Below are 23,991 nucleotides of genomic sequence, written 5' to 3' on the forward strand. Positions count from 1 at the left end.
TGCACCACCATGAGCTCCTCCTCCCAGAACCTGTTTTCCGCGCTGCGCGCCGCCTTTCCTGCTGACCTGGACCAGACCGCCGTCGAGGCCGCCTCGGCCGCGGGTGCGCCGCTGCTCTACACCTGGCGCGACCTGGACCGCGCCAGCGCCCGCATCGCCAACCTGCTGGCATCGCTGAAGCTGCCCGAGGGGAGCCGCATCGCCGTGCAGGTGGAAAAGTCGGTCGAGGCCATGCTGCTGTACCTGGCCACGCTGCGCGCCGGCTACGTGTTCCTGCCGCTGAACACCGCCTACCAGAGCGCAGAGATCGAGTACTTCATCGGCAATGCCGAGCCGGCCGTGGTGGTCTGCACGCCGGGCAACTTCGGCTGGGTGTCGAAGATCGCCTTTACCGCCGGCACGCAACATGTGTTCACGCTGGGCGACGACCGCACCGGCAGCCTGCTGGAGCGCGCCGCGCACTTCGGCGACGAGCACCGCGCCGTCCCGCGCAAGGCTGACGACCTGGCTGCCATCCTCTACACCAGCGGCACCACGGGACGCAGCAAGGGCGCGATGCTCACGCATGGCAACCTGCTGTCCAATGCCCAGGTGCTCAAGGACTACTGGGGCTGGAAGCCCGGCGACGTGCTGATCCACGCGCTGCCCATCTTCCACGTGCACGGCCTGTTCGTGGCCATCCATGGTGCGCTGATCAATGGCAGCAAGATGATCTGGATGGCGAAGTTCGACCCCAAGGCGGTGATCGCCGCCATGCCGCGCGCCACGGTGTTCATGGGCGTGCCCACGCTCTACGTGCGCATGCTGGCCGAGCCGGCGCTGACCCAGGCCGCGGCCAGCCACATGCGGCTGTTCATCGCGGGCTCGGCGCCGCTGCTCATCGAGACTTTCAAGGAATGGCAGGACCGCACGGGCCACACCATCCTGGAGCGCTACGGCATGAGTGAGACCATCATGCTCACCAGCAATCCCTACGCGGCCGACGCGCGCCATGGCGGGCAGGCGGAGCGCCGCGGCTCCACCGTGGGCTTTCCGTTGCCTGGCGTGGGCCTGCGCGTGGTGGACGATGCCGGCAAGCCGGTGCCCGTGGGCGAGATCGGCAACATCCAGGTCAAGGGCCCCAACGTGTTCAAGGGCTACTGGCGCATGCCCGAGAAGACCAAGGAAGAGTTCAGCGCCGACGGCTGGTTCAAGACCGGCGACGTCGGCAAGGTGGATGAGCGTGGCTATGTCAGCATCGTGGGCCGCAGCAAGGACCTGATCATCAGCGGTGGCTACAACGTCTACCCGGCCGAGATCGAGGGCTACATCAACGAGATGCCCGGCGTGGCCGAGAGCGCCGTGGTCGGCGTGCCGCACCCGGACTTCGGCGAAGTGGGTGTGGTGGTGGTCATCCCCAAGCCCGGTGCAAAGGTGGATGGCGATGCGGTCATCGCATCGCTCAAGAGCCAACTGGCCAACTTCAAGATTCCCAAGCGCTGCTTCGTCACCACCGAATTGCCGCGCAACACCATGGGCAAGGTGCAAAAGAACCTGCTGCGCGACCAGTACAAGGGGCTGTTCGCCTGAGCCGGCGCGGCATTGCAATACAAAAAGGCGGCCTGGGCCGCCCTTTGCTATTTAGATGATAGCTGCTAGCGCTTGATGGTAGGGCGCTAGAGCCTGATTTGATGCTTAGCGCAGCACCAGCACCGGAATGTGCGAGTGCGTCAGCACGTGCTGCGTCTCGCTGCCCAGCAGCAGGCGCTTGATGCCCTTGCGGCCGTGCGAGGCCATCACGATCAGGTCGCACTTGTGCTTCTTGGCGGCGGCGATCACGGCTTCGGCGATCAGGTCGGACTTGGCGACCACGGTCTTCACGGTCACGCCTTCGTCGGTGCCCTGCACCTTGACCTTGTCCACCAGTTCCTGGGCCGCATCCGCCCACTGCTTCTCGATGCGCTTGATGTCCGCGGCGTCCACGGGCAGGCCACCTTCGAAATAGCTGCGCGGATACCGGGGGACGACCTTCAGGGCGACCACCGACGCACCTGTGAGCCCCGCCAGCGAGAGCCCGCTTTCCACGGCCTTTTGCGACAGGGGGGAACCGTCGGTGGCGATCAGGATGCGTTTGTACATGTGCAGCTCCTCATTTCGTTAAGAACGGTAAAAGCATAGGATAGTTCGTGGTCCATGTCTTGATTCAAGTCAATGAGTCCTTCGCGCAATCCGAATAGTCTTGAGGCTATGTCAAATCCTGATGCCGACCCGTGGGCGTCGCCCCTCTCCACGGCTGCACCGGATGAGGTCGCGCTGCTTGATGACCCCCAGGAATGGTCGGCCTTTGGCAAGCCCTGCACATCTACCCCCGCAGGTGCGGATGCCCAGGCGGGTCCGTGGGAGTCGCATGTGGTGCTCGACGGAATGCACTGCGCCGCCTGCGCCCTGACCATCGAGGAAGCCCTGCGGCGTGTGCCCGGCGTGGCGGAAGCGGACGTGAGCGCCGCCACCCGCCGCGCACGCGTGGTATGGGACCCGCGACGAGTGCGCCCGTCGCAGTGGATGGGCGCGGTCCAGAAGGCCGGTTACCGCGCGCTGCCTGCCCTGGATGCGCTGGCGCGGGAGCAGCGCCAGCGCGAGAACCGCAAGGCGCTGTGGCGCTGGCTGGTGGCGGGTTTTTGCATGATGCAGGTCATGATGTACGCATGGCCTGCCTACCAAGCCATGCCCGGCGACCTGACCATGGAAATGGAACAACTGCTGCGCTGGGCCTCCTGGGTCATCAGCCTGCCGGTGGTGCTGTTCGCCTGCGGGCCTTTCTTCTCCAGCGCGCTGCGCGATATCCGGCAGCGGCGGGTCAGCATGGATCTGCCCGTGGCGCTGGGCATGCTCATCACCTTCGTGGTCAGCATGGCGGGCACGTTCGATCCGACCGGCCCCTTTGGCCGCGAGGTCTACTACGACTCGCTGACCATGTTCGTCTTTTTCCTGCTCACGGGCCGCTGGCTGGAGTTGCGCCTGCGCGATCGCACGGCAGGGGCGCTGGAAGCCGTGATGAACCGGTTGCCCGACAGCGTGGAGCGGCGGGCGGAAGACGGTAGCTTCACGCGCGTGGCCACGCGCCGTCTGCAGGCCGGCGACGTGGTGCGCGTGTTGCCGGGGGAGGCCTTTCCCGCGGATGGCCGCATCCTTTCAGGCGGTACCCAGGCCGACGAGGCGCTGCTCACCGGTGAATCCACGCCCGTGGACCGACCCGAAGGCAGCCGCGTGACGGCGGGCAGCTACAACCTGCGCGCACCGGTCACGGTGGAGGTTTTGGCACTGGGCAGTGAGACGCGCTTTGGGCAGATCGTGGCATTGATGGAGAGCGCGTCTTTGCAAAAGCCCCGCCTGGCGCAGCTGGCGGACCGGGTGGCCCGGCCTTTCCTGGTGGCGGTGTTGTTGGCCGCGGGTCTGGCGGCAGTGTGGTGGTGGCCGAGCGACCCCAGCCACGCCCTGATGGTGGCGGTGGCGGTGCTCATCGTTACGTGCCCCTGCGCGCTGTCTCTGGCCACGCCGGTGGCCATGCTGACGGCTGCGGGTACCTTGGCGCGGAGGGGCGTGCTGGTGCGCAACCTGCAAGGGCTGGAGGCGCTGGCCGCGGTGGATACGGTGGTCTTCGACAAGACGGGCACGCTGACCCGCGATGGGCTTGCGCTGCATGCCGTACATGTGGCGCCAGGGGCCGGCTGGGGCGAGGGCGAGGCGCTGGCGCTGGCTTCGGCGCTGGCGGCGCATTCACTGCATCCCGCCTCGCGCGCGCTGGCATCGGCCGCGCAGTCTGCCGCGGCGGCGCCCGCGGGCTGGACGGTCCATGCCGTGCAGGAGCTGCCGGGAGCAGGCCTGGTGGCCCGTGCATCGTCACCATCGCACGCACAGGAAACGATTCTGCGCCTGGGCTCTGCGGCCCATGCCCGCGTGCCTGCCGTGGGCGGCGATGCGGGGCCGCAGGTCGTGCTGTCGATGGAATGCGAAGGCGCGGCGGTGGAAATCGCGCGGTTCGTGCTGAGCGAACAACTGCGCCCCGAGGTCGCGACGGCCGTGCGCGGGCTACGCGCCGAAGGCGTGGCGGTCGAGCTGCTGTCCGGCGACCGGGCCGAGTCCGTGCAACGGGTGGCTGCCCAGGCGGGCATCGGCCAGGCCCGGGGAGACTGCACCCCGCAGGACAAGCTCGCGCATCTGCAGACGTTGCAGGCGCAAGGACACCACGTGGCGATGGTGGGCGACGGGCTCAACGACGGCCCCGTGTTGGCCGGTGCGCATGTCTCGTTTGCGTTCGGCCGCGCCGTGCCCCTGGCCCAGTCTCGGTCCGACTTCGTGGTTATGGGCGAAAATCTCGCCCTTGTTGCGCAGGCGCTCTGGCTGGCGCGGCGCACATTGCGCATCGTCCGCCAGAACCTGTGGTGGGCGGCTGCATACAACGCGCTGTGTGTGCCCCTGGCGATTGCGGGCTACATGCCGGCTTGGCTCGCGGGCCTGGGCATGGCGCTGAGTTCACTGCTCGTCGTGCTCAACGCGGCCCGCCTGGCGCGCCTGCCGGACCCGATCAGCCACGAGAGTTCCGACGACTGCGCTGGTGCCCCACGTGCCGTGAGCACGCCCTTGGAGGTCGTCTGATATGGACATCCTGTATTTGTTGATTCCGCTCTCCGTCGTACTGGTGCTGTTTGTACTGGCGGGACTGTGGTGGGCCGTCTACCGTGGCCAATTTGAGAACGTCGATCAGGAGGGGGAGCGCATTCTGAGGGACGGTTGATGTTCGTCAATAGGCCTACTGCGAGCCTGGTTAAAACTTTTTACTGCAAATACTAGAGGTGCCCGATGGATTCTTCACAAACAAGAGTTGCGCACTACGACGACACCGTAGTACGCCAGTTTTCTATCATGGCTGTCGTATGGGGGGTGGTCGGCATGCTGGTAGGCGTGTTCATCGCCGCCCAGCTGACCTGGCCTGAACTCAACTTCGGCATTCCATGGCTGAGCTATGGCCGGCTGCGTCCGCTGCACACCAATGCCGTGATCTTCGCATTCGGCGGCTGCGGCCTGTTCGCCACCAGCTATTACGTGGTGCAGCGCACTTGCCAGGCGGGGCTGTTTCTGCCCAAGTTGGCGGCGTTCACTTTTTGGGGCTGGCAACTGGTCATCGTAGCGGCGGCCATCAGCCTGCCGCTGGGCTATACCTCCGGCAAGGAATATGCCGAGCTGGAATGGCCGATCGACATCCTGATCGCTGCCGTGTGGGTCTCTTATGCGGTGGTGTTCTTCGGAACGATCGGCCAGCGCAAGGTGAAGCACATTTACGTGGCCAACTGGTTCTTCGGTGCGTTCATCATCGCCGTGGCGCTGCTGCACATCGTCAACAGTGCGGCCATTCCGGCGGGCTTCATGAAGAGCTACTCCGCCTACGCAGGCGTGCAGGACGCCATGGTGCAGTGGTGGTACGGCCACAACGCCGTGGGCTTCTACCTCACGACCGGCTTCCTGGGCATGATGTATTACTTCATCCCGAAGCAGGCTGGCCGTCCGGTGTACAGCTACCGCCTCTCCATCGTCCACTTCTGGGCGCTGATCTTCACGTACATGTGGGCGGGTCCGCACCACCTGCACTACACCGCGCTGCCTGACTGGACGCAATCCGTGGGCATGGTGTTCTCGCTGATCTTGCTGGCGCCCAGCTGGGGCGGCATGATCAACGGGATCATGACGCTGTCCGGTGCCTGGCACAAGCTGCGTGACGATCCCATCCTGCGCTTCCTGATCGTGTCGCTGTCGTTCTACGGCATGTCCACGTTCGAAGGACCGATGATGTCCATCAAGACCGTCAACGCGCTCTCGCACTACACCGACTGGACTGTGGGGCACGTGCACGCAGGCGCGCTGGGCTGGGTGGGTCTGATCACCATGGGTTCGCTGTATTACCTGGTGCCTCGCCTGTTCGGCAAGGAGAAGATGCACTCCATCAAGGCAATTGAACTGCACTTCTGGATGGCCACCATCGGCATCGTGCTGTACATCGCCGCCATGTGGATTGCTGGCGTGATGCAAGGTCTGATGTGGCGCGCAGTGAACCCCGACGGCACGCTGACCTATACCTTCGTGGAAGGCGTCAAGGCGACCTATCCGTTCTACGCGATCCGCTTCTTTGGCGGTCTGCTGTACCTCGGCGGTATGTTGGTGATGGCATGGAACGTCTGGGTGACGGCGATCTCCGGACGCTCCGTCAAGGTAGCCATTCCCGCCGTGAAACCCGCTCACGCCTGAAGTTCGGAGGGTCAACTACATGTCCAATACGCATAACAAAGCATCCACCGGCTTCACGCACGAGAAGGTCGAAACCAGCAACTTCCTGATGATCGTGCTGATCTTGCTGGTTGTGGCCGTCGGCGGCCTGGTGGAAATCGTTCCTCTGTTCTTTCAAAAATCGACGACTGAGGCCGTTCAAGGCGTGAAGCCTTACACGGCAGTGCAACTGATCGGACGCGATATCTACCTGCGCGAGGGTTGCTACAACTGCCACTCGCAGATGATCCGTCCGTTCCGTGCGGAAACCCTGCGTTATGGCCACTACTCGGTGGCTGGCGAGTTCGTCTACGACCATCCCTTCCAATGGGGTAGCAAGCGCACTGGGCCCGACCTGCATCGCGTGGGTGGAAAGTACAGCGATGAATGGCATCGCATTCACCTGAACAATCCGCGCGACGTGGTGCCCGAATCCAATATGCCCGCCTACCCCTGGCTGGAAAAGAACCAGATCGATCCTTCCGTTGTCGCTCCTCGCATGAAGGCATTGCGCACAGTCGGCGTCCCGTATACGGATGAGGAGATCGCCAGCGCCGCCGAGCAGGTCAAGGGCAAGACAGAGATGGATGCCGTGGTGGCCTATCTCCAGGTTTTGGGCCGTGCGCTCAAGTAATCGAGGAGCTGGTCATGGACATCACCACCATGCGTATCGTGGCCACGCTGGCGTCGCTGGCGTGTTTCGTGGGCATCTGGTTCTGGGCCTTCATGCGCCGCAACCGGGCCCGGTTCGAGGAGGCAGCACAGTTGCCCTTCGCCGAGGACTGAAGAAGTCTCCACAAGAAAAGAGATAACCCATGAGCGATTTCACGAGTAACTTCTGGTCCTTCTACGTGGCCGGAATCACCATCATCGGTATCGTGGCCTGCGGCTTGCTGCTGTGGATCACGTCCCGCAAGAAGGTCGAGGCTACGGCCGACAACACCACCGGTCACGTCTGGGACGAAGACCTGACGGAAATGAACAACCCCATGCCCCGTTGGTGGATGTGGCTGTTCATCATCACGCTGGTATTCGGTGCTGGCTATCTGGCTGCCTATCCCGGATTGGGGACCTTTAAGGGTAAGTTGGGCTGGACGCAGCTGGGCGAGTACCAAGCCGAAGTGGACAAGGCTAACGCAGAGTTGCAGCCCCTGTATGCGCGGTTCGAGGCCATGCAGCCCCAAGAGATGGCGGCCGACACAGCGGCCATGGCAATTGGTGAGCGTCTGTTCATGAACAACTGCGCGCAGTGTCATGGTTCCGATGCCCGCGGCAGCAAGGGCTTCCCCAACCTGGCCGACGGTGACTGGCTGCACGGCGGTGCGCCTGATCAGATCCAGAAGACCATCCACGATGGGCGCATTGGCGTCATGCCTCCCATGGCGGCCGCCGTGGGCTCGCCGGAAGATGTGCGCAACCTCGCCCACTATGTCCTGAGCCTGTCGGGAAGCCCGCATGACTCCCTGAAGGCGTCTCTGGGCAAGTCGAAGTTCACTGCGTGCGCTGCATGCCACGGGATGGACGGCAAGGGCAATGTGGCCCTGGGTGCCCCTAATCTGACGGATGACATCTGGCTGCATGGCTGGGGCGAAGCTGCCATCACCGCTATGATCAACAATGGCAAGACCAACGAGATGCCTGCCCAAACGGGCAAGTTGACCGATGCACAGATCAAGGTGTTGACGGCATACGTCTGGGGTTTGTCCAATAAGGCCGGCGCCCCGCGCTGATGCTCCCTGTGCGGCCGGCTCCCCGTCGAGGGGCGCCGGCCGTTTTGCGTTTTGGAAGTTGCACTTCCTTTTTGAGATTCCACCATGAAGCCAGCCGAAGGTCAGCCCCGTAAGGTGATTCCTATCACGCCAGTGGGGGCCGAAAGTTCGCAGACCGAGGTCATTTCGCTCTATGAGGCGCAAAAGAAAATCTATCCACGCTCGATAAGTGGAGTGTTCGCACGTTGGCGTTGGGCGATGGTGTTTCTGACACAGCTGGTTTTCTATGGCCTGCCATGGCTGGAGTGGGGCCAGCGCCAAATGGTGCTCTTTGACCTCGGAACACGCCGTTTCTATATTTTTGGTTTGGTGCTTTACCCGCAGGACTTCATTTATCTGACGGGTTTGCTGATTATTTCCGCGCTGTCGCTTTTTCTGTTTACCGCAGTGGCGGGACGCCTGTGGTGCGGCTTCTCCTGTCCCCAGACCGTATACACGGAAATGTTCATGTGGATCGAGCACAAAGTCGAAGGCGACCGCAGTGCCCGTATGCGCCTGGACAATGGTCCGTGGACATTTGAGAAGATCTGGAAAAAAACTGTCAAGCAAGCCATTTGGATTGCGGTCGCGTTCTGGACCGGCTTCACCTTCGTGGGCTATTTCGTTCCGATTCGCGAGCTGGGGGGAGAGCTGCTGGCCCTGCAAGGAGGGTGGCAGATATTCTGGGTGATCTTCTATGGGTTGGCCACGTACGGCAACGCAGGATTCCTGCGCGAGCAGGTATGCAAATACATGTGCCCTTATGCGCGTTTCCAAAGCGCAATGTTCGACAGGGACACGCTGGTCGTCTCTTACGATCCTGAGCGCGGCGAGCCTCGCGGGCCCCGTAACAAGACGGTAGACCACAAAGCTGCGGGACTGGGTGACTGCATCGATTGCACGCTGTGTGTCCAGGTCTGCCCAACGGGTATCGATATTCGCAACGGACTGCAATATGAATGCATTGGTTGCGGTCTCTGCGTGGACGCTTGCAATACCGTGATGGATAAGATGAAGTATCCGCGCGGGCTTATTCGCTTTTCAACGCAGAACGGCGTCAAGAACCACTGGACCCAATCGCAAATGCTCAAACGCGTGCTGCGACCCCGGGTGTTGTTCTATTCAGCGGTGCTGGTGGTGTTGTGCATCGGCATGCTGGCCAGCTTGGTGGTACGCACCCCGTTGAAGGTGGACATCGTGCGCGACCGCGCTGCGCTCTCGCGCATCGTGGCGGGAGGCAAGCTGGAAAATATCTACCGGCTGCAGATCATGAACGCCACGGAGGGGGCGCAGCGCTACACCATCAGCGCCCACGGTATGGAAGGGCTGGAAGTGGCGTCCGAGACCGCAATTGACATTGGACCGGCGGAATCGCGATGGGTGGTTGTCCGTCTTCAAATTCCGTATGGCTCAGCATCTCCTGGATCGCATACGGTGTATTTCGATATTCAAGCGCAGGGTGATAAAGCCCAAGTGGCAGAGAAATCCGTGTTCCTTGTACCTCGCTGAAGGCGGTCGTGGAATGCAAATGAACAAGCTGTGCTCATAAATGAGCGAGGAGTTGGTATAGATGTCGAGTAATTCCCCCATGAATCTGGAAGACGCAGGAAAGCCTTGGTGGACGTTTGGCCATGTCTGGCTTGTCATCGCGGGGCCGGTGATTGTCATCATTGCGGGCTTCGTGACCCTGTGGCTGGCCGTGAGCCAACCCGACCCCGTCATCGCGGAAGACTATTACCAACGGGGATTGAACATCAACGAGACCCTGAAGGAGTCTGGAGGCGACATGACGCCTGCCATGAAGGGGCGCAACCATGCAGCTACGCCGCTGGAGGATCAACCGCGTTGACCGGCAGGGCGAGTCCTCTTTGCATGCCGGAGAACAGATGCTAGGCTGTCAACTACACCTGCTAGGAGATGGGCGAATGTGGATGCAACGATTGATGTGGATCGCGTGGCCGGCCTTTTTGATGGCGGGCGTCATGGAAATGGTGGTGTTCGCCTTCGTGGATCCAGAAGCGCTGCAGTGGTTTGATCAACCCCTGCATCTCTCGCGCGAAGGTGTGTATACCATCGCCTTCTTCACGTTCTGGTTCGTACTCATGGCTTCCAGCGCATTGACTACGCTGTTGTCACTCTCGCCCTTTGAGTTGAATCGCTGCCCCGTGCCCAAAGGGGCGCGGCCGGCTGATTGCGCCAAATACGTTTCCTGATCTTTCCGCCGATCAGTTATGAATGAACAAAAAACCGAGGCTTAATGGCAGGCTTGCTGGCTGTTGACAATGCGCTTCAGCGCATCGGTATCGACGATGCGCACATGGCGCTGTTTTACTTCCACAATACCTTCTTCCACGAACTTGGAAAACGTGCGGCTGACGGTTTCCAGTTTCAATCCCAGGTAGCTGCCGATCTCTTCGCGTGTCATGCGCAGCACCAATTCGGATTGTGAGAAACCCCGGGCATGCAAGCGTTGTACGAGATTCAACAGGAATGCGGCAAGGCGTTCCTCGGCACGCATACTCCCCAGCAACAGCATGACCCCATGCTCGCGAACAATCTCGCGGCTCATGATCTTGTGCACATGGTGCTGTAGTGCCGTTACTTCGCGCGACAACTCTTCAATACGATCGAAAGGCATGACGCATACTTCGGCGTCTTCAAGCGCTACCGCATCGCAAGTGTGACGGTCGCTCACGATGCCATCCAGGCCGATGATCTCGCCCGCCATTTGAAAACCCGTCACTTGGTCGCGACCGTCTTCGGTGGCGACACAGGTCTTGAAGAATCCGGTGCGGATGGCAAAAAGGGATGTGAAGGGTTCACCGTTCCGGAAAAGCGTGCCGCCACGCTTGATCTTGCGTCGTACAGCAACAATGTCATCGATGCGCTTGAGTTGCTGGTCGTCCAGACCCACGGGCATGCACAGCTCACGCAGATTGCAGTTTGAGCAGGCAACTTTGATGGTCTGGAGATTCGTATGCATGGGAACCCTGTTCATGGCTTGAGCTTACCTCTGAACGGCTGGGAGACATGGAATGCCGTAGGCCGTTGGACGACTTTGAGCCGAAGTCAAATTGTCGCCACAAGGACCTTATGGGCGCTTGATCAACGTCAAGGACTCATGGGGGACTCTACGGCACAGTGATATGAAAGTGCAAGGAATCCCGTCATGACCGTTGTTACAACAGAGCTCCTGCGTCGCTTTGACGTTCCAGGGCCGCGCTACACCTCTTATCCGACTGCTGATCGTTTTGTCGAGGCCTTTGGCGAGCGGGAATACATCCTTGCGCTGCAGCAGCGTCGCGTGGGGTCGGTAGCCAAGGCGATGCCTTTGTCGCTTTATGTCCACATCCCATTTTGTGAATCGCTGTGCTATTACTGCGCGTGTAACAAGATCATTACCCGGCATCCAGAGCGGGCAGAGGTCTACTTGCGTTACCTCAGTCGTGAGATCGACCTGCATACGGCGCACTGCGGTGTGGGTCAGCATGTGAGCCAGCTGCATTTCGGCGGAGGCACGCCTACTTTTCTGACGGATGACGGTTTGCGCGAACTGATGGGCATGCTGAGGCGTAGTTTCGTCCTCGTTCCGGGGGGGGAGTACTCCATAGAAGTGGACCCCCGGACCGTGGATGAAGCGCGGCTGGGATTGTTGGCGGAGCTGGGTTTCAATCGCCTGAGCTTTGGCGTGCAGGATTTCGACCCTGAAGTACAAAAGGCCGTGCACCGCATTCAGCCTGCCGAAAAGGTGTTCGCGTTGGTCGATGCGGCTCGGAAGCTCGGGTTTGAATCGGTGAACGTGGATTTGATCTACGGGCTGCCGCGCCAGACACCGGAGTCGTTTGATCGCACCTTGGAGCAGGTAGCCGAGCTGCGGCCAGACCGGATCGCGCTGTATGCGTACGCTCACTTGCCAGAACGCTTCAAGTCGCAGCGACGCATCATCACGGCCGAGTTGCCCATGGCTTCGGCCAAGGTGTCCATGCTGGCCCGGTCACTTGATGTGTTCCAGGAAGCCGGCTACGTCTACGTGGGCATGGACCATTTTGCGCTGCCTGACGATGCGCTGGCGGTGGCCAAGCGGCAAGGCAGGCTGCACCGCAATTTCCAAGGCTATAGCACGCAGCCCGATTGCGACCTGATTGGTCTGGGCGTTTCTGCCATCGGGCGCGTGGGCGCTACTTACAGCCAAAATGTGAAAACGCTGGACGAGTATTACGACTGCATTAACCAGGGGCATTTGCCTGTGGTGCGCGGGCTGGCGTTGACCAAGGACGACTTGGTGCGCCGCGCAGTCATCATGGCGTTGATGTGCCAAGGTGAATTGCTGTTTGAGCCGTTGGAACAGTCCTGGCTGATTGATTTCCGCAGTTATTTCGATGCGGAATTACAGCAACTGCAAGAAATGGCGGCTCAGGGCTTGGTGAAAATCAGTGATGAGGGCGTTGAAGTCACGCCCATGGGGTGGTATTTCGTGCGGGGCGTGGCCATGGTGTTCGACAAGTATCTACAGGCTGACCGCAACCGCGCTCGCTTTTCCCGGATTATTTGACCCATGCTGTGGGCGATGGCCACGACGGCCTTCCTGATGGGGCTGATGGGAGGGGCACACTGTTTGGCGATGTGTTCTGTTCCCTGCGCGGCGCTTACGGGGCTGGGTGGCACGCCGGACGCCACCCACACCATTCAATGGGCGTCCCGCCGCGGAATCCTCCAACGGGTAGCGCAGTTTCACGTGGGGCGCCTGATTGGCTACGGCGCCGCAGGGGCGGTGGTTGCGCTGGCCATGGAGCAACTCGCGTGGCTGGGGCAAAGCACCTCGGCATTGCGCCCCCTTTGGACGCTGATGCACGTGCTCATCCTCGCGTGGGGAGGGATGATGGTGGTGCAAGCGCAGCAGCCCCTGTGGGTTGAGCGGGCGGGGCGTGCTGCCTGGGCGAAGGTCAAGCCCTTGGTCTCTCGGCCTGGCGGGCTGCTGACCGCGGGTGTGGCCTGGGCGCTCCTGCCATGCGGCCTTCTGTACACCGCACTGTTGACTGCCGCTCTCAGCGGAAGCGTGCTCCGCGGAGCCTTGTGCATGGTCCTGTTTGGCGTGGGAAGTGGTGTATGGCTGGTGTTGGGGCCGTGGACATTTGGCCGCATTCGCGCTTGGATCGGCGTGAAGGGTGGGGCGTGGGGGTCTCGGCTGGCAGGTGGTGTGCTTTTTTCCCTGGGTGCATGGGCGCTGTGGATGGAGGTTGTCCATGGGCAGCCGGCGCCGTGGTGCGTGCCCTGAAAACAGCGTTTTGTGGAACCACAGCGACTCCGCGAAGCATGCCGTGGCAAGCGAATGGCGCAAACCGAGGCGCTCAGGCGTGACGTATCGCTGTCAGATCTATACCAGCGGAAGTGACGAGTCTGTTCTCATCGACGTGGAGAAATCCAGCTACGCATCGCTGCCTTACTGGATGCGCCATCGTGCGTATGAGGGCGCGCTGCGTGTCGGCGTGATTGCCGAAGGACTGGGAAACGCCCGAACCACGCCAGGATATTTACCATCGGTGCGACGACTACCAAGGTCTGCTCTGTGCCTTGCAGATGGGTGGGTTGCGCGCGCTGGCCGCGGAGCGCCGGATTTTCTGAGCAGGTATTGAGGTCGCTGGCACTCACCCGGAGCGAGGGCGCAAGAGATTACCGGAGAAAAGGTGTCTGCGAATGCCACCGGACCGGCATCCTGAACCGGGGGTTCAGGTGGGCGAGGGCAGCCAGGCGTTGGGTTCATCTGACGCGAGATGATCACGCTCACCGGGCGATGTACCAAGCCCGTGCTCAATGAGCATTGGTTCAAGGAAATATAAAGCCCGGCAGCACCGCAGACATGTTCATTGTAGTGGGCCGCCCGTGTGCAGCCAGGGGCCAGGCTTTTACCGTAATGGTTATAGGAGGCGCCCATCCTCGCCCAGCGCCTCGTCCAGGCGCAGGAGCAACTGCTGCACGCGCTCATCGCTGTCGTGCACGTGCGGCGCGACCGGGGTGGGGGCGATGCGCGCAGGGGCTGAGGCGGCTGCCAAATCGGCGGCTTCGCGGTCGGCGATCTCGAAAGCCAGGTTGAGGGCCGCCAGCACGGCGATGCGCTCACGCGCGCGTACTTTGCCCGCGTCACGGATGCGCGTCATGGCGGTATCCACGCGCTCGACCGCCTCCAGCAGGCGCGACTCCTGGCCGTCCGGGCAGGCCAGGAGATAGCTTTGCTGGAGGATCTGTACCTCGATCTGCTTCATGGCGCGTCTTTCGTCTCGGCAGTGCCGGGGAGTTCGGGCTCGGCAGGCAGGCGGTCCAGCAATGCGTTCACGCGGGCACGGGCCGCCTGCAGGCGGGATTGGAGGGAATCGCGCTCCTGGGTGAGCGCCGCGACCTGTTGCGCCAACAGGGCATTGGTGCGCTGCAACTCGGCATGGCGCAGCAGCAGCCGCTCAACGCGCTCGGCGATCTGGTCGATGGAAGAGGGGGAGGCCATACGCTGCCGATTGTAGGGATCGGCGTGCGAACCATCGTAAAATTGCGCAGTTGGTGCTAGCGGCGTGGTTCACATGCCGCAGTTCAACGGGAAGCAGGGAGGGGCCCTCCGCCATGGAGTGCGTCCTGTGCCTGCGCTGCCCCCGCAACGGTCAGCGGATGAGCCGTACCTCGGCTCCCTCTTCATTGACAAGCCACTGAGCGCCTTGAACAAGCGTTTGGGAAGGCGATGCAGAGCGTTCCGCCAGCCCGGATACCGGCCAACGAGGTGGCTCCGCGTTTCCTTTTGTGAAACCTGGGCCGTTATGCCCAGGTGCCGACGGGGAGGTCGGCCGTGGCGATCTCTCTGTTTGCCCCACATGACAAACACCCGTCCGTTCAATGTGCGCTTGAGTGCGCTTTCCGTGCACGCGCGCGTCGCCGTGCTGCCGCTGGCGCTGGCCGCCGCTTTCCCCGCCGTGTCCCAGACCCTGCTGGCCCAGGCAGCCACAGAACCCCAACTGCGTGAAACCGTCATCACGGCAACCCGCGTGGCCCGGCCGCTGGCCGACATCGTGTCCGATGTGTCCGTCATCGACCGTGAAACTATCGAAGCCAGCGGCGCGGTAGGCGTCATTGACGTGATCTCGCGCCTGCCAGGCGTGCAGATCACGCGCAATGGCGGCCAGGGCAGCAATGGCAGCGTCTACCTGCGCGGCGCGGAGTCGCGCTTTACCGCCGTGTACCTGGACGGCGTGCGCCTGGACTCGCAATCCACCGGCGGCGTGGTGTGGGAGCAAATCCCGTTGTCGCAGATCGACCGCATCGAGGTCGTGCGCGGGCCAGCGGCTGCTGTATACGGCTCGGATGCCATGGGAGGCGTGATCCAGCTCTTCACCAAAAAGGGCGAGGGTGCGCCGGCGCCCTACGTGGGCGTGGGCCTGGGCAACCAGGGCACGCGGACGGTGCAGGCCGGCGTGAGTGGTGGCACCGAGCAGGTGGACTATGCGCTGGGGCTGTCGCATGAGCGCGCCGATGGCTTCAGTGCCCGCGTAGGCTCCGCCTACAACCCGGACGAAGACGGCTACCGCCGCACCTCTGCCAATGCCCGACTGGGCGTGCAGTTGGACACGACCCATCGCCTGGAGGGCACGCTGCTGGCCAGCAACCTCAACTCGCAGTACGACGGCAGCAAAACGGCCGACGACCGCAATCACCACCAATTGCGCACGGCCAGCCTGGCATGGCTGGCCAAGTGGAGCGACGTGTACAGCACGCGCTTGCAGGTCACGCAGGGGCAGAGTGAATACAGCACCCGGCCCAACTTCTACATGACCGAGACCACGCTGCACAATTACCTGCTGCAAAACGAGTGGCGCCTGGGCGCGCATCTGTTCACAGCCGCGCTGGAGCGCCGCGAGGACGAGTTGCACAACCCCGCCACCGAGTTCGTGGGCGACCTCCAGCGTGACCGCTCACAGAACGCGCTCGCGCTGGGCTATGGCCTGAACCAGGGCGCCCATACGCTGCAGGCCAACCTGCGCTATGACGACGACAGCGAGTTCGGCGGCAAAAGCACGGGCAGCCTGTCCTATGGCTACGCCATTACGCCGCAGTGGCGCGTCACCGCAGCGGCCGGCACGTCCTTCCGTGCACCCACGCTCTACCACCGCTTCAGCGAATACGGCGCGCCCGACCTGCAGCCCGAGAAGGGGCGCAACGTGGAGCTGGGCGCGCGGTGGACGCAAGGAGAGAGCAGCGTGGGTGTCGTGGCGTACCGCAACCGCGTCAGCAACCTCATCAATTTCGGCGCCGCGGGCCGCTGTGATTCCAGCTTCGGCTGCTACGAGAACGTGGGCCGCGCCGAGTACAAGGGCGTGACGCTGTCGGCCGCACACCGCATCGCGGGCGTGTCGCTGCATGGCTCCATCGACTGGCAGAACCCGCGTGACCTGGACAGCGGCAAACTGCTGGCGCGCCGTGCCAAGCGCTACGCCACGCTGGCTGCCGACACCCTGGTGGCAGGCTGGACGCTGGGGGCAGAACTCTACGCATCCGCGCGCCGGTACGACAACGCGGCCAACACCAACGTACTGGGCGGCTACACCACGCTCAACCTCTACACCAGCAAGCGCGTGGCGCGCGACGTGACGCTGCTGGCCCGCGTCGACAACCTGGCCGACAAGGACTACCAGTTGGCGCGCACCTACGCCACCGGCGGCCGCACGTTCTACGTGGGCCTGAAGTGGGCGCCGCAGTAACGCCATCACCGACTGCCACACCATGAGCCGCTGTCCCGCCCTGGTCATCGCCGCGCCCGCCTCTGGGCAGGGCAAGACCACCGTCACAGCCGCTTTGGCGCGCCTGCATACACGCCAAGGCCGGCGCGTGCGGGTGTTCAAGTGTGGGCCCGACTTCCTGGACCCGCACTGGCACCAATTGGCCAGCGGCGCCCCCGTGCACCAGCTCGATCTGTGGATGACCGGTGCGGCAGATTGCGCGCAGCGCCTGCGCGCCGCGGCGGCCGAAGCAGACCTGCTGCTCATCGAAGGGGTGATGGGGTTGTTCGACGGCGAACACAGCGTGGGCGACCTGGCGCAGCGCTTTGGCATACCGGTGCTTGCGGTGGTGGATGCCTCTGCCATGGGGGGCACGCTGGGCGCCATCGTGCATGGGCTGCGGTACTACCGTGCGGGCCTGCCATGGGCCGGTGTCTTGGCCAACCGCGTGGCGGGCGACCGCCATGCGCAGATGCTGCGGGACGGCTTGGCCGACGCTGCGGACTGGCTGGGTGCGCTGCCACGGGTCGTGGGTGACGCTGCGGGCGGGAGGGAGCCTGGTGGCCTTCTGCCCGAGCGGCACTTGGGACTGGTGGCAGCGCACGAACTGCCCGATGCCCTGCAGCGGCTGGACGCCGTGGCCGATGCGCTGGCCGGCACGCCCCTGGGCCGCATGTCCGCCGCGGACCTGCAGCGCTGGGCGGTGGACTTCGGCGGCACGCCCGTGGGCCGTGCCACCATCACGCCGCTGCTGGCGGGCCGCACTGTGGCCGTGGCGGCGGATGAGGCTTTCTGCTTCATCTACGAAGCCAATATCGACACCCTGCAGCAGCTGGGCGCGCGCGTGGTGCGCTTTTCGCCGCTGCGCGATGCTGCGCTGCCGGCCTGCGACGCGCTGTGGCTGCCCGGCGGCTACCCCGAGCTGCACGCCGATGCGCTGGCCGCCAATACGGCCATGCGCGATAGCCTGCAGGCGCACGTGACGGCGGGTCGGCCCGTGTGGGCGGAGTGCGGCGGCATGATGGCGCTGCTGGAGTCCATCACCCTGGCCGACGGGCGCCGCGTGCCCCTGTGGGGGCTGCTGCCGGGTCAAGCCACCATGCAGCGGCGCCTGGCCGCGCTGGGGCCGCGCGCGCTGCGCATGGGTACGCATGAGTTGCGCGGCCACACCTTTCACTACTCGATCACCGACAGCCCGGCCGCCGTGTGCGCACGCGCCCAGCGTCCCGATCACGCAGGGGCACCGGACGGCGGTGAAGCCGTGTACCGCCACGGCAGCATCCACGCGAGTTACTTTCACGCATGGTTTGCATCCAGCCCGCAGGCGACCGCAGCCTTGCTGGGCGCGGAGGCGGGGCCATGAACGCGGCGCCGCAGACCATCGCCCGCAGTGAACTCATCCTGGGTGGACAAAAGAGCGGCAAGTCGCGCCGCGCCGAACTGCTGGCGCGCCAGTGGCTGCAGGCCGCGCCGGCACACCGCGCGTTGCTGCTGGCCACCGGCCAGCCGTGGGACGACGAGATGCGTGCGCGCATTGCCCGCCACCAGCGCGAGCGTGCCGAGCGTGTGCCCGGCCTGCAGACCGTGGAAGAGCCGCGCGATCTGGCCCACGCCCTGGCGTGCCACAGCACCCCACAGACCCTGATCGTCGTGGACTGCCTCACCCTGTGGCTCACCAACTGGCTCATGCCGGCCGACCCCCAAGATGTAGAGCAAAAACAGCCTCTAGCGCCCGACTGGCAAGCGCAGGCAGCTCACTTTTTTGAAGCGTTGACGCACGCGCCCGGCCCCGTGGTGCTGGTGGGCAACGAGATCGGCCTGGGCGTGATCCCCCTGGGGCGCGAAGTGCGCGCCTTCGTGGACGCGCTGGGCGCCCTGAACCAGCGCGCGGCGGCAGCCTGCCAGCGCGTCACGCTGATGGCGGCGGGCCTGCCGCTTACCCTGAAGGACGTACCATGATGCCTCTTCGCTGGCGCCGCCAGCTTGCTGCCGCCGGCTGGATGCTGGGTCTGCTGCTGGCCTTGCCCAGCGCCCACGCGGTAACCATCACCGACGACCGGGGCCGCGCGCTGCGGTTCGACCAGCCGCCCCAGCGCATCGTGAGCCTGCTGCCGTCGCTGACCGAGAGCGTGTGCGAGCTGCAGCGCTGTGAGCGCCTGGTGGGGGTGGACCGCTACTCCAACTGGCCCGCGTCCGTGCGGCGCCTGCCCCAGGTGGGCGGCGGACTGGACCCGAACATCGAGGCCATCGTCGCGCTGCGCCCGGACGTGGTACTGCTGTCCGTCAGCAGCCGCGTCAGCGACCGGCTGGAGGCGCTGGGCGTGAAGGTGCTGGCGCTGGACCACAAGACCCATGCGGACGTGCGCCGCGTGCTGGGGGTGCTGGGTGAACTGCTGGCCGTTCCGCCGGAGCACGGCGCGGAGCGCGTGTGGCGCGTGATCGATGCCGCCGTGCAAGCCGCCGCGCAGTCGCTGCCGCAGCGCGCGCGCGGGGCGCGGGTGTTCTTCGAGGTCAGCCGCGGCCCCTATGCGGCGGGGGCCAGTTCGTTCATCAGCGAGACGCTGGTGCGCCTGGGCGCGCGCAACGTGGTCCCGCCCGAGCTGGGGCCCTTTCCGCGTCTCAATCCCGAGTTCGTCCTGCGCGCACAGCCCGACGTACTGATGGTGGCCAACCGCAGCATGCAACCCATGACCCAATACCCGGGGTGGAACCACCTGGCCGCGGTCAAGGCGGGCCGCGTGTGCGACTTCGGGCCCGAACTGTCAGACGTGGTGGTGCGCCCCGGCCCGCGCATGGCCGAGGCCGCGCGCATCATGGCCCGCTGCCTGGCGGAGAAGTACGAATGAGCGCGCGCCTCCCGCAGCCCTCTACCATGGTGGCGACCACCGCCATGCCAGCAACCTATGCCACCTCCTTGCACCCCGACGCCAGCGGCCGCCGCGCGCGCTGGCTGGGCCTGTGGCTGCTGGCCGCCAGCGTGGCGCTGCTGCTGCTCGGCGCCAGCGTCGGCAGCACGGGCTTTGGCAGCCTGCTGAACCTGCGCGGCGACCCGCTGGCGCAGCAGATCGTGTGGGACATCCGCCTGCCGCGCACGCTGGGCGCATGGCTGGCCGGCGCGCTGCTGGGACTGGCGGGCGCCATTGCCCAGGGGCTCTTTCGCAACCCGCTGGCCGACCCGTACCTGCTGGGCAGTGCGTCGGGCGCGGCGCTGGGCGGCGCCGTGGCCATGGCCGTTCTGGGTGTGTCGCCCAGCACGGCGAGCTGGCTGGCGCGACTGGGCGTGACGGGCTTGGCCTTCGCGGGTGCTGCGGGCGCCGTGCTGCTGACGCTGGTGTTGGCCCGTGGTGTGCAACACACGCTGCGCCTGCTGCTGGCGGGCGTAATCGTGGGCGTGGTGCTTGGCGCTGCGCGCGACCTGATCCAGGTGGCGCAGCCCGCCATTCTGGAGCCGATGCAGGTCTTCACCATGGGCAGCTCGGCCTTCGTGGGCTGGCAGGCCTGCGCCATCATGGCTGGCGGCTGGCTGCTGTGCGCCGCCACGGCCTGGGCGTTGTCGCGCCTGCTGGACGGGCTGATGCTGGGCGAAGCCACGGCCGCCAGCCTGGGCCTGCCCATCGTGCCCATGCGCGCGGGGCTGGTGCTGGCGCTGGCCCTGGCCACCGGCACGGCCGTGGCGCACACTGGGCTGATTGCCTTCGTCGGGCTGGCGGCGCCGCACCTCGTGCGCTCGATCGCGCGCGTCACCCACCAGTGGCATGTGTGGCTGTCCAGCCTGATGGGCGCGGTGCTGCTGCTGGCCGCCGACATCCTGGCGCGTTGGGTGGTGGCGCCGCAGGAACTGCCCGTGGGCGTGCTCACCGCCGCGCTGGGCGGCAGCTACCTGCTGTGGCTCATGCACCGCCGGGTGTTGGGAAGCTCGCTATGAAGAACATAGCTGTTAGCGCACGCCAGATAAGCGCCAGCATCGCAAATGCCTCTATCTTGCGCGGCATTGACCTGGACCTGCCCGCTGGCCGCTGGACCAGCGTGGTCGGCCCCAATGGTGCGGGCAAGTCCACGCTGCTCAAGGTGCTGGCAGGCCTGCTGCGCCATGCGCGTGTGCAAGGGCGGGTGCAGTTGCTGGGCCGCGCGCTGGCCGACATTCCCCCGCGCGAGCGCGCCCGCCAACTGGCCTGGCTGGGCCAGAACGAGTCCGCCGCCGAAGACCTGCCCGCCTACGACGTGGCCATGCTCGGCCGCCTGCCGCACCGTGCCTGGATGGCGCCGGCCAGCGATGCCGACCATGCCGCCGTGCAGCAGGCGCTGCACACCACTCAGGCGTGGGACTGGCGCGACCGTCCGCTGTCGGAACTGTCGGGAGGCGAGCGCCAGCGCGTGCTGCTGGCGCGCGCGCTGGCCGTGCAGGCACCCGTGCTGCTCATGGACGAACCCCTGGCCAACCTGGACCCGCCGCACCAGACCGATTGGCTGCACACCGTGCGCGACCTGGTGGGGCAGGGCGGTACCGTGGTCAGCGTGCTGCACGAGGTATCCATCGCGCTGCAGGCCGACGACATGCTCATCATGGCTGCCGGCGGCGTGGTGCACCACGGGCCATGCCAGAGCACGGCCACGCACGCCGCGCTGGAGCAGGTGTTCGAGCGGCGCATCCAGGTGCGCGAGATCGACGGCCTGTGGATGGCGCTGCCCCGCATGGAGCGGTGAACGCGCTGCGCCCCTTTCCCCTTGAACCCCTTGCGGCCGGCGGCCGGCCGCAGAGGGCATGGAGTGTGAACGCATGAATTTGGACGCCGGTTTTGCCCAGGTCGCGCAGGTGCTGCTGTGGCCTGTACCCGTGCGGGTGGCGCTGGCCTTTCTCCGTGCCCTGTGGATGCGCGGCGCCATGCGCATGCAAGCTTGGCAGCGCTGGCGCCTGCCGCATTACCGTTCTGCGCGTGCCACCCGGCCTCTCGATGGAGGAGCTGGCGCTGCAGTTGGTGCGCCACATGCGGCCTTCCAGGCGCGGCGTGCTCCATCGTTTCACGTGACGGCTTGATTTCCCAAAACTTCTTCTTGAGGCATTGCATGCAGATTGAAACTCCCCCCACCGAGAAACGCTACGACAAGGCCGAAGGCGAGCGCCGGGGCCTGGTCATCGTCAACACCGGCGACGGTAAGGGCAAGAGCACGGCGGCCTTCGGCCTGGCGCTGCGCGCGCATGGCCGGGGCAAGGCCGTGAAGGTCTTCCAGTTCATGAAGGTGCCCAGCGCCCGCTTTGGCGAGCACCGCATGTTCGAGCAGATCGGCTTGTCCATCGAAGGCCTGGGGGACGGCTTCAGCTGGAAGAGCAAGGACTTGGACCACTCCGCCCAACTGGCGCGCGACGGCTGGGCCAAGGCCCGTGCGGCCATCCTGTCGGGCGAGAACTTCCTCGTTGTGCTCGACGAAATCACCTATCCCCTGATCTATGGCTGGCTGCCACTGCAGGAGGTGCTGGACACCCTGGCGGCGCGGCCCAAGGATGTGCACGTGTGCCTGACGGGCCGCCGCTGCCCCGAGGAAATCATCGCCATCGCCGACACGGTGACGGAGATGAAGCTCATCAAGCATGCGTTCCAGGCGGGCATTCCCGCGCAGCGCGGCATCGAGGACTGAGGGGGCGCCGCGCCATGCTGTATGCGCAGACCGTGCCTACTCCCTTGGGCGAGATGCTGGCCGTGGCTTCAGACCGGGGGCTGTGTCTGCTGGAGTTCGTGGGGCAGCCGGGTGTGGAGCGTGAGTTGGCCCAGGTGCAGGCTGCTCGCGGTGAGGTCCTGCGGGAGAAGGGCAATGCGGTCACCGTGCTGCTGGCCAGTGAGTTGGCGGAATACTTCGGGCGCCGCCGCCGCGTGTTCGGTGTGCCGCTGGACCTGGTGGGCACGCCATTCCAGATCGCCGCGTGGCAGGCGCTGCTGGCCATCCCTTACGGCGAGACGCGCAGCTATGCACAGCAGGCGCGGACCATCGACCAGCCCACGGCCACGCGCGCCGTCGCTGCGGCCAACGGGCAGAACAAGGTCTCCATCGTCGTGCCCTGCCACCGGGTGATCGGCAGCAACGGCAGCTTGACCGGCTTTGGCGGCGGCCTGCCGCGCAAGCGTGCGCTGCTGGCGTTGGAAGATACTTCCGCGCAGCGCGATTGGTTGAACGAGACGCCATAACGGCCCCCTCGCCCACACCGCCGCCGAACGCGCGGCCTTTTATCGCGCCGTTGGCGCGCACCGCCAGCGCCGTCCAGAACCTCTGTCTGCAGCGCGAGCGCGGCCGCGTGCCGCTGGCACCGGTGGTCTATGACGGCGACTGGGGGTGCCCGGCGACCGGTGGCGTTGATGGCGGTGCGTGCCCACGGCAACACTGCCGAATATGCGTAAGCGCACGGTCATCCCACCCTTGAGGGCGGCGGCGTAAGCGGCAACGATGGTGTCCACCAAACCAGATAGGTGGACACCATGACCGAAGCCCAGAACAAGACCCGTCGGCGCCACAGCGCCGAGCTCAAGCAGCAGATCCTGGCCGAGTGCGCCCAGCCCGGTGCATCGGTGGCCAGCGTGGCGCTCTCGCACGGCATCAACGCCAACGTCGTGCACAAATGGCGCCGACTGGCCCATGCCCCCAGCACAGATATGCAAGTTCCCACCTTCGTGCCGGTGACGCTGCCTGCGCCCAGCTGTGCGCCGGCCCCAGACATCCGCATCGAGTTGCGCCGTGGCGCTACCAGCATCTCGCTGACCTGGCCGGTCTGCGCGGCCGAGCACTGCGCGGCCTGGATGCGGGACCTGCTCAAGTGATCCGCATCGACGCCCTGTGGCTGGCTACCGAGCCGCTGGACATGCGTGCCGGCACAGACACCGCGCTGGCCCGTGTGGTGGCCGTCTTCGGTGCTGCGCGTCCGCATCACGCCTACCTGTTTGCCAACCGGAGAGCCAGCCGCATGAAGGTGTTGGTGCACGACGGCATTGGGGTGTGGCTGGCGGCGCGGCGCCTGAACAGCGGCAAGTTCGTCTGGCCGCGTGACGGTGCGTTGACCACCACGCTCAGCCGCTCGCAGTTCGACGCTCTGGTGCTCGGGTTGCCTTGGCAGCGCCTGGGCGATGGTGGCCTCATCACCGTGCTCTGAATCTGATCGCTGACATGCGGCCTGCCAATCGGTGCATGTGCCAATGGCGTGGCGTTAC

General features: G+C 64.9%; 27 protein-coding genes, 1 other RNA gene and 1 riboswitch. Of the genes, 23 read left to right on the forward strand and 5 right to left on the reverse strand.

Going from position 1 to position 23,991, the window contains the following annotated elements:
• Nucleotides 1-9: 9 nt before the first annotated feature.
• Nucleotides 10-1,569: a malonate--CoA ligase gene (locus DTPSY_RS04950; RefSeq protein WP_015912716.1), complete on the forward strand. Its 1,560-nt coding sequence runs from the start codon at nt 10-12 to the stop codon at nt 1,567-1,569.
• A 105-nt stretch (nt 1,570-1,674) separates the two neighbouring features.
• Here DTPSY_RS04950 and DTPSY_RS04955 read toward each other — a convergent pair whose 3' ends face one another.
• Nucleotides 1,675-2,118 carry a universal stress protein gene (locus tag DTPSY_RS04955; RefSeq protein WP_011804516.1) on the reverse strand — a complete coding sequence of 148 codons (444 nt, stop codon included), beginning with the start codon at nt 2,116-2,118 and terminating at the stop codon, nt 1,675-1,677.
• Between the two features lie 108 nt (nt 2,119-2,226).
• Between DTPSY_RS04955 and DTPSY_RS04960 the strand changes: the two genes are divergently transcribed.
• The 9 genes from DTPSY_RS04960 (at nt 2,227) to DTPSY_RS05000 (ending at nt 10,258) form a co-directional block, all read left to right on the forward strand.
• Nucleotides 2,227-4,635 (forward strand): heavy metal translocating P-type ATPase, encoded by a 2,409-nt coding sequence (locus DTPSY_RS04960; protein ID WP_015912717.1) that lies wholly within the window; start codon nt 2,227-2,229, stop codon nt 4,633-4,635.
• A 1-nt stretch (nt 4,636) separates the two neighbouring features.
• Nucleotides 4,637-4,774 (forward strand): cbb3-type cytochrome oxidase assembly protein CcoS, encoded by a 138-nt coding sequence (gene ccoS, locus DTPSY_RS04965; protein ID WP_011804518.1) that lies wholly within the window; start codon nt 4,637-4,639, stop codon nt 4,772-4,774.
• Between the two features lie 65 nt (nt 4,775-4,839).
• Complete coding sequence (gene ccoN / locus DTPSY_RS04970; RefSeq protein ID WP_011804519.1) at nt 4,840-6,279, forward strand: cytochrome-c oxidase, cbb3-type subunit I; 1,440 nt, start codon at nt 4,840-4,842, stop codon at nt 6,277-6,279.
• A gap of 19 nt (nt 6,280-6,298) precedes the next feature.
• Nucleotides 6,299-6,931 carry a cytochrome-c oxidase, cbb3-type subunit II gene (gene ccoO / locus DTPSY_RS04975; RefSeq protein ID WP_011804520.1) on the forward strand — a complete coding sequence of 211 codons (633 nt, stop codon included), beginning with the start codon at nt 6,299-6,301 and terminating at the stop codon, nt 6,929-6,931.
• Between the two features lie 14 nt (nt 6,932-6,945).
• Nucleotides 6,946-7,083, forward strand: a complete 138-nt coding sequence (locus DTPSY_RS04980) for a cbb3-type cytochrome oxidase subunit 3 (RefSeq protein ID WP_011804521.1) — start codon at nt 6,946-6,948, stop codon at nt 7,081-7,083.
• Between the two features lie 29 nt (nt 7,084-7,112).
• On the forward strand, nt 7,113-8,027 hold the full coding sequence (ccoP, locus tag DTPSY_RS04985) for a cytochrome-c oxidase, cbb3-type subunit III (RefSeq protein WP_015912718.1): 915 nt from the start codon (nt 7,113-7,115) through the stop codon (nt 8,025-8,027).
• Nucleotides 8,028-8,111: 84 nt separating this feature from the next.
• Entirely contained in the window at nt 8,112-9,554 is a 1,443-nt protein-coding gene (gene ccoG, locus DTPSY_RS04990; RefSeq protein WP_015912719.1) for a cytochrome c oxidase accessory protein CcoG, read from the forward strand.
• Between the two features lie 61 nt (nt 9,555-9,615).
• The gene (locus tag DTPSY_RS04995; protein WP_015912720.1) at nt 9,616-9,894 is read left to right on the forward strand and encodes a FixH family protein; all 279 of its coding nucleotides are present in this window, start codon (nt 9,616-9,618) and stop codon (nt 9,892-9,894) included.
• 76 nt (nt 9,895-9,970) lie between these two features.
• Nucleotides 9,971-10,258, forward strand: a complete 288-nt coding sequence (locus DTPSY_RS05000; protein ID WP_015912721.1) for a hypothetical protein — start codon at nt 9,971-9,973, stop codon at nt 10,256-10,258.
• Between the two features lie 41 nt (nt 10,259-10,299).
• On the opposite strand, the gene fnr is transcribed toward DTPSY_RS05000, so the two are convergent.
• Nucleotides 10,300-11,043, reverse strand: coding sequence for a fumarate/nitrate reduction transcriptional regulator Fnr (gene fnr, locus DTPSY_RS05005; protein WP_011804526.1), 744 nt, complete (start codon nt 11,041-11,043; stop codon nt 10,300-10,302).
• A gap of 171 nt (nt 11,044-11,214) precedes the next feature.
• Between fnr and hemN the strand changes: the two genes are divergently transcribed.
• Together hemN and DTPSY_RS05015 are read left to right on the forward strand one after the other, a co-directional pair.
• The gene (gene hemN, locus DTPSY_RS05010) at nt 11,215-12,597 is read left to right on the forward strand and encodes an oxygen-independent coproporphyrinogen III oxidase (RefSeq protein ID WP_011804527.1); all 1,383 of its coding nucleotides are present in this window, start codon (nt 11,215-11,217) and stop codon (nt 12,595-12,597) included.
• A 3-nt stretch (nt 12,598-12,600) separates the two neighbouring features.
• Entirely contained in the window at nt 12,601-13,320 is a 720-nt protein-coding gene (locus DTPSY_RS05015; RefSeq protein WP_015912723.1) for a sulfite exporter TauE/SafE family protein, read from the forward strand.
• Nucleotides 13,321-13,726: 406 nt separating this feature from the next.
• Here DTPSY_RS05015 and ssrS read toward each other — a convergent pair.
• From ssrS to DTPSY_RS05025, 3 genes are all read right to left on the reverse strand, one after another.
• A non-coding RNA gene (gene ssrS, locus DTPSY_RS18790) (6S RNA) lies at nt 13,727-13,906 on the reverse strand.
• A 54-nt stretch (nt 13,907-13,960) separates the two neighbouring features.
• Nucleotides 13,961-14,305 carry a cell division protein ZapA gene (locus tag DTPSY_RS05020; RefSeq protein WP_011804529.1) on the reverse strand — a complete coding sequence of 115 codons (345 nt, stop codon included), beginning with the start codon at nt 14,303-14,305 and terminating at the stop codon, nt 13,961-13,963.
• Nucleotides 14,302-14,541: a hypothetical protein gene (locus DTPSY_RS05025; RefSeq protein ID WP_015912724.1), complete on the reverse strand. Its 240-nt coding sequence runs from the start codon at nt 14,539-14,541 to the stop codon at nt 14,302-14,304. The genes DTPSY_RS05020 and DTPSY_RS05025 overlap by 4 nt, the downstream gene beginning before the upstream one ends.
• A gap of 34 nt (nt 14,542-14,575) precedes the next feature.
• A riboswitch (cobalamin riboswitch) is annotated at nt 14,576-14,819 on the forward strand.
• Between the two features lie 80 nt (nt 14,820-14,899).
• On the opposite strand from DTPSY_RS05025, the gene DTPSY_RS05030 reads away from it, so the two are divergent.
• From DTPSY_RS05030 to tnpB, 11 genes are all read left to right on the forward strand, one after another.
• Nucleotides 14,900-16,780 carry a TonB-dependent receptor domain-containing protein gene (locus DTPSY_RS05030; protein ID WP_015912725.1) on the forward strand — a complete coding sequence of 627 codons (1,881 nt, stop codon included), beginning with the start codon at nt 14,900-14,902 and terminating at the stop codon, nt 16,778-16,780.
• 22 nt (nt 16,781-16,802) lie between these two features.
• Nucleotides 16,803-18,161, forward strand: a complete 1,359-nt coding sequence (locus tag DTPSY_RS05035) for a cobyrinic acid a,c-diamide synthase CobB (RefSeq protein ID WP_015912726.1) — start codon at nt 16,803-16,805, stop codon at nt 18,159-18,161.
• Nucleotides 18,158-18,757 (forward strand): bifunctional adenosylcobinamide kinase/adenosylcobinamide-phosphate guanylyltransferase, encoded by a 600-nt coding sequence (locus tag DTPSY_RS05040; protein WP_015912727.1) that lies wholly within the window; start codon nt 18,158-18,160, stop codon nt 18,755-18,757. The genes DTPSY_RS05035 and DTPSY_RS05040 overlap by 4 nt, the downstream gene beginning before the upstream one ends.
• Nucleotides 18,754-19,644: an ABC transporter substrate-binding protein gene (locus DTPSY_RS05045; RefSeq protein WP_015912728.1), complete on the forward strand. Its 891-nt coding sequence runs from the start codon at nt 18,754-18,756 to the stop codon at nt 19,642-19,644. Before DTPSY_RS05040 ends, DTPSY_RS05045 begins: the two co-directional genes overlap by 4 nt.
• 44 nt (nt 19,645-19,688) lie before the next feature.
• On the forward strand, nt 19,689-20,723 hold the full coding sequence (locus tag DTPSY_RS05050; protein WP_187148609.1) for a FecCD family ABC transporter permease: 1,035 nt from the start codon (nt 19,689-19,691) through the stop codon (nt 20,721-20,723).
• A complete protein-coding gene (locus tag DTPSY_RS05055; RefSeq protein ID WP_015912729.1) occupies nt 20,720-21,502 on the forward strand; it encodes an ABC transporter ATP-binding protein in 783 nt (260 codons plus the stop codon). Before DTPSY_RS05050 ends, DTPSY_RS05055 begins: the two co-directional genes overlap by 4 nt.
• A gap of 73 nt (nt 21,503-21,575) precedes the next feature.
• Complete coding sequence (locus DTPSY_RS05060) at nt 21,576-21,833, forward strand: hypothetical protein (protein ID WP_148215360.1); 258 nt, start codon at nt 21,576-21,578, stop codon at nt 21,831-21,833.
• Between the two features lie 29 nt (nt 21,834-21,862).
• Nucleotides 21,863-22,432 (forward strand): cob(I)yrinic acid a,c-diamide adenosyltransferase, encoded by a 570-nt coding sequence (gene cobO, locus DTPSY_RS05065; protein ID WP_011804537.1) that lies wholly within the window; start codon nt 21,863-21,865, stop codon nt 22,430-22,432.
• Between the two features lie 14 nt (nt 22,433-22,446).
• Entirely contained in the window at nt 22,447-22,977 is a 531-nt protein-coding gene (locus DTPSY_RS05070; protein WP_015912730.1) for a methylated-DNA--[protein]-cysteine S-methyltransferase, read from the forward strand.
• Between the two features lie 288 nt (nt 22,978-23,265).
• Nucleotides 23,266-23,604 carry an IS66-like element accessory protein TnpA gene (tnpA, locus tag DTPSY_RS05075; RefSeq protein WP_015912731.1) on the forward strand — a complete coding sequence of 113 codons (339 nt, stop codon included), beginning with the start codon at nt 23,266-23,268 and terminating at the stop codon, nt 23,602-23,604.
• Nucleotides 23,601-23,933 (forward strand): IS66 family insertion sequence element accessory protein TnpB, encoded by a 333-nt coding sequence (tnpB, locus tag DTPSY_RS05080; protein ID WP_015912732.1) that lies wholly within the window; start codon nt 23,601-23,603, stop codon nt 23,931-23,933. The genes tnpA and tnpB overlap by 4 nt, the downstream gene beginning before the upstream one ends.
• Nucleotides 23,934-23,991 lie beyond the last annotated feature (58 nt).

Source organism: [Acidovorax] ebreus TPSY (assembly GCF_000022305.1).
Taxonomy (GTDB): Bacteria; Pseudomonadota; Gammaproteobacteria; order Burkholderiales; family Burkholderiaceae_C; genus Diaphorobacter; species Diaphorobacter nitroreducens.

Excerpts from the sequence above, each read along its gene's own strand:
- DTPSY_RS04950 (WP_015912716.1), top strand. The coding sequence starts at position 10 with ATGAGCTCCTCCTCCCAGAACCTGTTTTCCGCGCTGCGCGCCGCCTTT.
- DTPSY_RS04955 (WP_011804516.1), bottom strand. The coding sequence starts at position 2,118 with ATGTACAAACGCATCCTGATCGCCACCGACGGTTCCCCCCTGTCGCAA.
- DTPSY_RS04960 (WP_015912717.1), top strand. The coding sequence starts at position 2,227 with ATGTCAAATCCTGATGCCGACCCGTGGGCGTCGCCCCTCTCCACGGCT.
- ccoS (WP_011804518.1), top strand. The coding sequence starts at position 4,637 with ATGGACATCCTGTATTTGTTGATTCCGCTCTCCGTCGTACTGGTGCTG.
- ccoN (WP_011804519.1), top strand. The coding sequence starts at position 4,840 with ATGGATTCTTCACAAACAAGAGTTGCGCACTACGACGACACCGTAGTA.
- ccoO (WP_011804520.1), top strand. The coding sequence starts at position 6,299 with ATGTCCAATACGCATAACAAAGCATCCACCGGCTTCACGCACGAGAAG.
- DTPSY_RS04980 (WP_011804521.1), top strand. The coding sequence starts at position 6,946 with ATGGACATCACCACCATGCGTATCGTGGCCACGCTGGCGTCGCTGGCG.
- ccoP (WP_015912718.1), top strand. The coding sequence starts at position 7,113 with ATGAGCGATTTCACGAGTAACTTCTGGTCCTTCTACGTGGCCGGAATC.
- ccoG (WP_015912719.1), top strand. The coding sequence starts at position 8,112 with ATGAAGCCAGCCGAAGGTCAGCCCCGTAAGGTGATTCCTATCACGCCA.
- DTPSY_RS04995 (WP_015912720.1), top strand. The coding sequence starts at position 9,616 with ATGTCGAGTAATTCCCCCATGAATCTGGAAGACGCAGGAAAGCCTTGG.
- DTPSY_RS05000 (WP_015912721.1), top strand. The coding sequence starts at position 9,971 with ATGTGGATGCAACGATTGATGTGGATCGCGTGGCCGGCCTTTTTGATG.
- fnr (WP_011804526.1), bottom strand. The coding sequence starts at position 11,043 with ATGAACAGGGTTCCCATGCATACGAATCTCCAGACCATCAAAGTTGCC.
- hemN (WP_011804527.1), top strand. The coding sequence starts at position 11,215 with ATGACCGTTGTTACAACAGAGCTCCTGCGTCGCTTTGACGTTCCAGGG.
- DTPSY_RS05015 (WP_015912723.1), top strand. The coding sequence starts at position 12,601 with ATGCTGTGGGCGATGGCCACGACGGCCTTCCTGATGGGGCTGATGGGA.
- DTPSY_RS05020 (WP_011804529.1), bottom strand. The coding sequence starts at position 14,305 with ATGAAGCAGATCGAGGTACAGATCCTCCAGCAAAGCTATCTCCTGGCC.
- DTPSY_RS05025 (WP_015912724.1), bottom strand. The coding sequence starts at position 14,541 with ATGGCCTCCCCCTCTTCCATCGACCAGATCGCCGAGCGCGTTGAGCGG.
- DTPSY_RS05030 (WP_015912725.1), top strand. The coding sequence starts at position 14,900 with ATGACAAACACCCGTCCGTTCAATGTGCGCTTGAGTGCGCTTTCCGTG.
- DTPSY_RS05035 (WP_015912726.1), top strand. The coding sequence starts at position 16,803 with ATGAGCCGCTGTCCCGCCCTGGTCATCGCCGCGCCCGCCTCTGGGCAG.
- DTPSY_RS05040 (WP_015912727.1), top strand. The coding sequence starts at position 18,158 with ATGAACGCGGCGCCGCAGACCATCGCCCGCAGTGAACTCATCCTGGGT.
- DTPSY_RS05045 (WP_015912728.1), top strand. The coding sequence starts at position 18,754 with ATGATGCCTCTTCGCTGGCGCCGCCAGCTTGCTGCCGCCGGCTGGATG.
- DTPSY_RS05050 (WP_187148609.1), top strand. The coding sequence starts at position 19,689 with ATGCCAGCAACCTATGCCACCTCCTTGCACCCCGACGCCAGCGGCCGC.
- DTPSY_RS05055 (WP_015912729.1), top strand. The coding sequence starts at position 20,720 with ATGAAGAACATAGCTGTTAGCGCACGCCAGATAAGCGCCAGCATCGCA.
- DTPSY_RS05060 (WP_148215360.1), top strand. The coding sequence starts at position 21,576 with ATGAATTTGGACGCCGGTTTTGCCCAGGTCGCGCAGGTGCTGCTGTGG.
- cobO (WP_011804537.1), top strand. The coding sequence starts at position 21,863 with ATGCAGATTGAAACTCCCCCCACCGAGAAACGCTACGACAAGGCCGAA.
- DTPSY_RS05070 (WP_015912730.1), top strand. The coding sequence starts at position 22,447 with ATGCTGTATGCGCAGACCGTGCCTACTCCCTTGGGCGAGATGCTGGCC.
- tnpA (WP_015912731.1), top strand. The coding sequence starts at position 23,266 with ATGACCGAAGCCCAGAACAAGACCCGTCGGCGCCACAGCGCCGAGCTC.